This is a genomic window from Rheinheimera baltica DSM 14885, assembly GCF_000425345.1.
Lineage (GTDB): Bacteria > Pseudomonadota > Gammaproteobacteria > Enterobacterales > Alteromonadaceae > Alishewanella > Alishewanella baltica.
The window spans coordinates 33,193-40,085 of sequence record NZ_AUDG01000039.1 but is presented as its reverse complement, the minus strand read 5'-3'; the positions used below and the strand labels follow the sequence as shown (position 1 = coordinate 40,085).

9 protein-coding genes are annotated in these 6,893 nt (G+C 46.2%); 2 read left to right on the top strand and 7 right to left on the bottom strand.

Annotated features, from left to right (window positions below; all coding sequences use genetic code 11):
• Positions 1-278: 278 nt before the first annotated feature.
• Complete coding sequence (locus H595_RS22335; RefSeq protein ID WP_240474897.1) at positions 279-620, bottom strand: TSUP family transporter; 342 nt, start codon at positions 618-620, stop codon at positions 279-281.
• A gap of 57 nt (positions 621-677) precedes the next feature.
• Complete coding sequence (locus tag H595_RS0113250; protein WP_027671646.1) at positions 678-1,358, bottom strand: hypothetical protein; 681 nt, start codon at positions 1,356-1,358, stop codon at positions 678-680.
• A gap of 321 nt (positions 1,359-1,679) precedes the next feature.
• Between H595_RS0113250 and H595_RS22330 the strand changes: the two genes are divergently transcribed.
• Both H595_RS22330 and H595_RS0113240 read left to right on the top strand, forming a co-directional pair.
• Positions 1,680-2,501 carry a formylglycine-generating enzyme family protein gene (locus H595_RS22330; RefSeq protein ID WP_051219889.1) on the top strand — a complete coding sequence of 274 codons (822 nt, stop codon included), beginning with the start codon at positions 1,680-1,682 and terminating at the stop codon, positions 2,499-2,501.
• Positions 2,501-2,797, top strand: a complete 297-nt coding sequence (locus tag H595_RS0113240) for a hypothetical protein (RefSeq protein WP_027671645.1) — start codon at positions 2,501-2,503, stop codon at positions 2,795-2,797. The genes H595_RS22330 and H595_RS0113240 overlap by 1 nt, the downstream gene beginning before the upstream one ends.
• Before the next feature lie 54 nt (positions 2,798-2,851).
• Here H595_RS0113240 and rluB read toward each other — a convergent pair whose 3' ends face one another.
• From rluB to rnm, 5 genes are read right to left on the bottom strand one after another with little or no spacing between them, the layout of a single operon-like run.
• Positions 2,852-3,862, bottom strand: coding sequence for a 23S rRNA pseudouridine(2605) synthase RluB (gene rluB, locus H595_RS0113235; protein ID WP_027671644.1), 1,011 nt, complete (start codon positions 3,860-3,862; stop codon positions 2,852-2,854).
• Positions 3,862-4,446, bottom strand: coding sequence for an SMC-Scp complex subunit ScpB (gene scpB / locus H595_RS0113230; protein ID WP_027671643.1), 585 nt, complete (start codon positions 4,444-4,446; stop codon positions 3,862-3,864). Before scpB ends, rluB begins: the two co-directional genes overlap by 1 nt.
• On the bottom strand, positions 4,446-5,270 hold the full coding sequence (locus tag H595_RS0113225) for a segregation and condensation protein A (RefSeq protein ID WP_027671642.1): 825 nt from the start codon (positions 5,268-5,270) through the stop codon (positions 4,446-4,448). The genes scpB and H595_RS0113225 overlap by 1 nt, the downstream gene beginning before the upstream one ends.
• 22 nt (positions 5,271-5,292) lie before the next feature.
• Complete coding sequence (locus tag H595_RS0113220) at positions 5,293-5,913, bottom strand: L-threonylcarbamoyladenylate synthase (protein WP_027671641.1); 621 nt, start codon at positions 5,911-5,913, stop codon at positions 5,293-5,295.
• Positions 5,914-5,942: 29 nt separating this feature from the next.
• Positions 5,943-6,800 carry an RNase RNM gene (gene rnm / locus H595_RS0113215; protein ID WP_027671640.1) on the bottom strand — a complete coding sequence of 286 codons (858 nt, stop codon included), beginning with the start codon at positions 6,798-6,800 and terminating at the stop codon, positions 5,943-5,945.
• Between the last annotated feature and the right edge of the window lie 93 nt (positions 6,801-6,893).

Below are 6,893 nucleotides of genomic sequence, written 5' to 3'. Positions count from 1 at the left end.
ACGGCTTGATAACTCCGCTGACTCGTCACAGCCTCACTTTAACGGCTGCTTTGCATGGACTTCGGTGGCGTTACAAACCTCGTCAGTCAGATTGTGCTTATCGAAGCGATACCAACCTTCAGGGACACGTATCCCCTGTGGCCTAACTAATTCTCTGTGTACGCTTCACCTATCTTGTTCGTCAGTAAAAAAAATACTGGCTCCGCCATAGGCGCAACACTCGATACGGGTGGTCAGTTACACCTTACCCGACAGGGACTTACACCCTGCAAGATGCATCAAGCTTTGCTTGACGCACTAACGCCTAGCAACAAGCGCAATCCGTTTTCATCCAACCAACCAAAGCTAACATAACCTACCACAATACCCAGTAGTGCTGCTGGCACAAGTAACCACAAGTGCTGATTACTTTGCTGCCCCCACCACTGCCGCAGGCTTAGCACATCAGCAATAATCAAAATGGGCAGCAACAGCGCCGCCGCCAGCGCCGGGCTAATAACCAGCGACATTAACGGCACGGTAATACCACCAATAGCACCAGCAAAACCGGATTTGGAAATACCGGTGAGTAACACCGCTACAGCAATGACAAATAGGGTTAAAAGATCAGTGAAGGACATTTTTACAAGTACTATTACAAATGAATCTCAGAGAATAACCTATTTCGTGCTCTGAGCTTAGCTTTCAGTATTATAACTATTCTCTTTTACTAGTTGATGTTCACCAGTTAGACTTTTCCAGCTTATTGAAAGTGACTTTTCACAATTTTTTTCAGTTTCAACACTTACTGAAATTTGTCCAATTTCCACATCTTCAATTCGCCAGAGCAACTGGTTTTCTTGGCTAATAGGAGTTCCAATGACTTTATAAAGATTATCCCGCCGGTAATTAAATTTCTGAAAATCAGTAAATAATTTTGAAACTGCTTTAGGCAATACGCCAACATGTTTTGCTTCTGGGCTAATAATTCCATTTTTATAATAAATTATTTTTTGTCCTGTTCGCTCAGAGTATTGGCAACTATTTTCAGGTTGGTTTTGAGAAGAAGTACCCGATGATGGAGCATGACTTCTATGCCATACAGAGATCATTTCATCGTCATTGGCAACCAGATCTATTTCAAAGATACAACCAGCATGTTTACTAATACTAAACAGTGCATCTTTAGTGTTAAGTTTAAAAAATCTTGATTCAACTATATTGCTAACTTTAGGTGATGACGGAAATACCGCTTTTACTTGAGCATCTGTAGCGTCGATGGGGAGCGACATAGCTTCCTTAAGAAAAGATTGCAAATGTTTAGGAAGCGCATCAGGAACTGTATCAATCTCTACTTTATTAGCAATAATCCCTACCATTCATGTATGAAAACTGGTTCATAACATAAGCATTTGAGGCACATTCAGGGTCAAAAGATTCTGACGCTGGCTTTAATGCGAACCAAATAAACATACTTAAAATAGGTAGCACAATTGCTATAGAATATTTATTGATGGCTTTCAATTTGCAGACTTACCCTAATCGTAACTGACAGCGCCAAGCCTAACTAAACAACGCGCCACCTTGTAAAAAAATAACGGGCATTATGCACAAGTTGTTATAAAAAACAATGCGAAAGCGGTTAGCCGAAAGTGCCAGTAGCTTTGTTATCGGTTACAGCGTTAATGAATAGGAAAAAAATGTCATTACTGAGAAACATATTTACCGTGTTAGCACTTTCATCATTAATCACGTCGTGTGGCAATCCAGCCCCTTATAGCGCTGAGTTTTTTGCCGATAAGCTCAGCGATGGCATTGACGGGCCGCAGCTAAGTGTTATCCCGGCAGGGGCAGGTATTGCCGGTGAAGAATACACGTCTTCAATCGGTTATCATGGCCCGCAGCGCAGCATAAAAAATAACACGGTTTTTGCCATAACCCGCGCTGAAGTTACTTTTGCTCAGTACGATAAGTTTGCTAACGCCACTAATCGTAAATTACCGGATGATAGAGGCTGGGGGCGCGGCGATATGCCAGTGATTAATGTCAGTTGGATGGATGCGACAGCTTACGCAAAATGGTTAACGGAGCAAACGAATCAATATTACCGCTTACCTTCAGAAACCGAGTGGGAATATGCCGCCAGAGCTGGCACAAAAACAATTTACTGGTGGGGCAACGAGTACATTCAGAGTAAAGAGCATTGTGACCGCGATATCGGCGGCTGCAAAGCTGGCACTGAAGCAGCTCAGCCTTGGATATCCGGTCGTTATAATGCAAACCCGTATGGCCTGTATGACGTAACCTCTAACGTGGCAGAATGGGGAATGGATTGTGATGATGAAAAAAACCGTTCTAATGACACAACACCAGTAAAAACCGGCGATTGTGAATACCGTATTATCAAAGGGGGAGATTACTCCAGCCGGGCACACAATACGCGATTATCTGCCCGGCACGGATTCTCTGTTGATGATAAATCCCCCTCTCTCGGCTTCAGATTGGTTAGGGAGATGCATTGATGAAATTACTGCAATGCCCGGCCTGCGGCCACAATATTAATTTAAAGCACGCTGCAGCGAATCAAAACGTTAACGGCATTTTTATGCTGCAGTGCGCTAATTGCAAACAATGGAACCATGAAAGTAGTAAGGCTGCATTTTTTAAAAAAATCGGTTTAGTTATGATGATTGCAGGCTCTGCAATGGGTTACTTTCAGATAGGCGGCGGTATCATTGGCCCGCTAATTGCTGTTGTAGGGGGCTTAATTGCACTAACCACCCTGCTTGCTATGCCAAGAACAATCTATACCCCTTAAATATCACAACAGGTATTGAAAACAACAAAGGCGCTTTACGCGCCTTTGTTTTTATTAATTTCTACCTTCACGGCTTGGCTTTTTGCCGGTTGGTTGGCGCTTAGGCGCTTTACCTTTAGGGGCTGCCGGTCCGCGACGTCCGGCGGGTTTAGCGCCATCAGGTTTAGTCCGTGCTTCGGCAGGCTTGCGTTCTTTTGGCGTGCGTTCAGGTGTTTTAGCGGCAATATCGTGCTTACGCACTGCACGTTTCATACTGGCCATGCGACGGCGGCGTTCGTCACGGTCTTCCGGTTTAACCAAAGTAGCCACTTCTGGTGCTAAGCTGACTAACTTACGCAGGTAGTTAACATCATCCAGTGGGTACTCGGCATAACCACCTGCCGGTAAGTGTTTTGGCAGCAATAAATCACCGTAGCGCACCCGAATTAAACGGCTGACAACAGCACCTTGTGATTCCCACATCCGGCGAACTTCACGGTTGCGCCCTTCGGTTAGCACCACATGGAACCAACGGTTTATGCCTTCGCCTGGTAAGGCTTTAATCTTTTTAAAGTTGGCTTTGCCGTCTTCCAGTTCAACACCAATGCGCAGACGCTGGATCATTGCATCGTTTACATCGCCAAATACCCGTACCGCGTATTCACGCTCTACTTCAAATTTAGGGTGCATCAAACGGTTGGCCAATTCACCGTCAGTGGTGAATAGCAATAAACCTGAGGTATTAATATCAAGACGGCCAATGGCTATCCAACGCGCACCCTTTATATTAGGTAAACGCGAAAATACCGTGGGCCGGCCTTCTGGGTCGGTACGCGAACAAATTTCGCCTTCCGGTTTGTGGTACGCCAGCACACGGCAAATTTGCTCTGCTTCACTGGCAATTTGCACCGGATGACCATCAACCCGTACTTGCTGATTCGGACTTATCCGGTCACCTAAGGTTGCCGGTTTACCGTCAACCGTAACGCGGCCGCTACTTATCCATTCTTCCATTTCACGGCGTGAACCTACGCCAGCCCGGGCCAATACTTTTTGTAGCTTTTCGCTACCTGCTTTTTCACTCATTAGTGCAATTCTCCTGTCGTCACGACGGTGTCAGCCAGATCCAGGCTAATAGCCTGAAATTCTGGCAAGGGGGGTAATTGGTTTAAATGTTTTAAACCAAAGTAATCTAAAAATGCTTTTGTGGTGGCATATAAGCCGGGGCGCCCCGGCACTTCTTTGTGGCCCACCACCTTAACCCAGTCACGCTCCAGTAAGGTGCGCATAATCTGACTACTTACCGATACACCACGGATATCTTCAATCTCACCGCGGGTAATGGGCTGGCGATAGGCAATTAATGCCAGTGTTTCCAGTACAGCGCGGGAATAACGTGGCGATCGCTCTGGCCAAAGCCTGGCTAAATAATCACTTAGTTCGGGCTTGGTAATAAAACGATAGCCAGAGGCAGTTTCACTTAACGTTACACCGCGCCCGGCGTAATCTTGTATCAATCGCTCAAGCGTACTGCTAAGACGTTTTTTGCTAACATTAAAGCCATCCAGCACTGTGGCTTGCAGATCATCCGCAGTTAATGGCTTATCAGCGGCAAAAATAGCGGCCTCTACCAGCTGCATTAGCTGCACGTCATTAATTTTATCCGCCATTATGCCTCAGCTTCCTTCAATTTGACATGAATTTGGCCGTACGCCTCCACCTGAATAATCTCCACCAGTTTTTCTTTGGTTAGTTCCAGTATGGCTAAAAATGTGACAACCACACCTTCGCGGCCTTCACTAACGTCAAAGCAGGCTGAAAAGTCCAGATAGCCCTGATGCTGACTGAGTAAATCTAAAATTCGGCTCATACGTTCGCGGGTAGATAAATGCTCACGTTTAATATGGTGATGCTGAAAATCTTTTGCCCGTTTTACAATGTCTTTTAGCGCCAGTGTCAGCTCGGCTAGATCAACGTCAGGTAGAATAAGCAGCGGGGCGAAATTATCCGCCAATACCGCATTGGCATTAAAGTGATCACGCTCATCCCGTGGCAGGCTATCAAGCTCGGTGGCAGCGCGCTTAAAAACCTCGTACTCCTGCAGCCGGCGTATCAGTTCAGCGCGTGGGTCGGCTTCTTCATCTTCTACTGTGCGATGTATTGGCAACAACAGCCGTGATTTAATTTCCGCCAGCATAGCCGCCATGACCAGATATTCTGCAGCCAACTCAAAATTAAGGCCCTGCATCAGGTCAATATATTCCATATACTGCAGAGTAATTTCGTTTACGGGCAAGTCGACAATATCAAATTTGTGTTTACGAATAAGGTAAAGCAAAAAATCCAGCGGCCCCTCAAATGCATCCAGCAGAATTTCCAGCGCATCCGGTGGTATATATAAATCTTCCGGCCTATCCAGTACCGCTTCGCCGCGGACAAAAGCCAACGGCAATGGCTGCTGCAGGGTTAGGCTATCTGGCAGAATATCGCTCAAGGGGCGCTCTTGCAATCAGTGCTTAACGAAATGGCGCAGGGTCACCACGGCCTTCGCGCAATACCTGCGGGTCGTCATCTGACAGATCAACAACCGTTGTAGGGTCTTCACCAATAATACCGCCATGCATAATTAAATCGACCTGCTTTTCCAGCCTTGCGCGCATTTCTTCCGGATCACTTTCGGCAAATTCTTCGCCAGGTAATATCAGGCTGGTACTAAGCAAAGGCTCGCCCAACTCAGCTAGTAGCGCCAATGCCACTTTGTTTTCTGGAATACGTAAACCTATGGTTTTCTTTTTCTCATTTAACAAGCGCTTAGGCACCTCTTTGGTGCCACGCAAAATAAACGTATAGGCGCCTGGTGTGTTGTTTTTAATTAAGCGAAAAGCGCTATTTTCAACCTTGGCATATACCGACAGCTCAGATAAATCGCTGCACATCAGCGTAAAATGATGATCACCGCTAACCTGGCGAATTTGTAAAATACGCGCCATCGCGTTTTTATCGCCAACATGGCACCCCAGTGCATAGCCACTGTCGGTTGGGTAAATAACCACACCGCCTTGCTGAATAATTTGCACCGCTTGCTTTAATAAACGCTGTTGCGGTGTTTCAGGGTGAATATGAAAAAATTGGCTCATGTTTGTTCTTCTTAAATATAATTAGTGGCTTACACAGCCGCATTCGCTGAGGCATGTAACGGCCAACTGGCCCACACCGGTAAAACATCATCGGTTAAATATAGGTTTTTTCCAATATCATTCCAAGTTGTTACCTGATGAAAATCAGAACCGACAGAAGCAGTTAAGTTATGCAACTGACACAGCGCCCATAATTCGCGTTTTTGCACTGGGGTTTGTTGTGGCGAAATAACTTCAATTGCATCGCCACCGGCGGCCGCAAACTGCTCAGCCAAGCGTTTTACCCATTTTGTTGTTAACTTATATTTTAGCGGATGCGCCAGTACTGCTTCTCCACCGGCATCATGGATCCATTGAATAGCTTCTGCCATTTCAACCCAATTATTAGGCACATAGCCAATTTTGCCGCGACCTAAGTATTTTTTAAACACATTATTCATCGAACTGGCTTTACCAATACTGACCAAATGCCGGGCAAAATGCGTGCGCGTTAATGCCGCCCCATTCGCCAGTTCCAATACTGCAGGCAAGACATCCGGAATTTGGTTTTTAGCCAGCCGGCGTGCCATTTCCTCGGCCCGTTCAAGGCGAGCCTGTTGCTGTGTCGCTAAACGCTGCAAAAATACCGGACATTGCGGGTTAACATTTAAGCCAACGATATGAATTTCCAGTTGCTGCCAGCTGGAAGAAATTTCCACACCATTAATTAATTGCAGCGATAATTGCTGCTCGTTAATTGCTTGCCTTGCAGCGGCAAGGCCTGCCACGGTGTCATGGTCAGTAATTGCCAGCGCATCCACGCCCTTTTCCGCTGCGCGCGCCACCAGTTCGGCTGGCGATAATACGCCGTCCGAGCACAGGGTATGGCTGTGTAAATCAATTTTCATTGGCACCTCAAAATAAGGCGGCCATTGTCTCACACGCTGCGGTTTCCATAAAGCGCCTTTAACAGTCGCTAGAATGAACTCACTAACACCAAC

Bases quoted from the DNA above. Each gene is read 5' to 3' on its own strand.
- H595_RS22335 (WP_240474897.1), bottom strand. From the start codon at position 620: ATGTCCTTCACTGATCTTTTAACCCTATTTGTCATTGCTGTAGCGGTG.
- H595_RS0113250 (WP_027671646.1), bottom strand. From the start codon at position 1,358: ATGGTAGGGATTATTGCTAATAAAGTAGAGATTGATACAGTTCCTGAT.
- H595_RS22330 (WP_051219889.1), top strand. From the start codon at position 1,680: ATGTCATTACTGAGAAACATATTTACCGTGTTAGCACTTTCATCATTA.
- H595_RS0113240 (WP_027671645.1), top strand. From the start codon at position 2,501: ATGAAATTACTGCAATGCCCGGCCTGCGGCCACAATATTAATTTAAAG.
- rluB (WP_027671644.1), bottom strand. From the start codon at position 3,862: ATGAGTGAAAAAGCAGGTAGCGAAAAGCTACAAAAAGTATTGGCCCGG.
- scpB (WP_027671643.1), bottom strand. From the start codon at position 4,446: ATGGCGGATAAAATTAATGACGTGCAGCTAATGCAGCTGGTAGAGGCC.
- H595_RS0113220 (WP_027671641.1), bottom strand. From the start codon at position 5,913: ATGAGCCAATTTTTTCATATTCACCCTGAAACACCGCAACAGCGTTTA.
- rnm (WP_027671640.1), bottom strand. From the start codon at position 6,800: ATGAAAATTGATTTACACAGCCATACCCTGTGCTCGGACGGCGTATTA.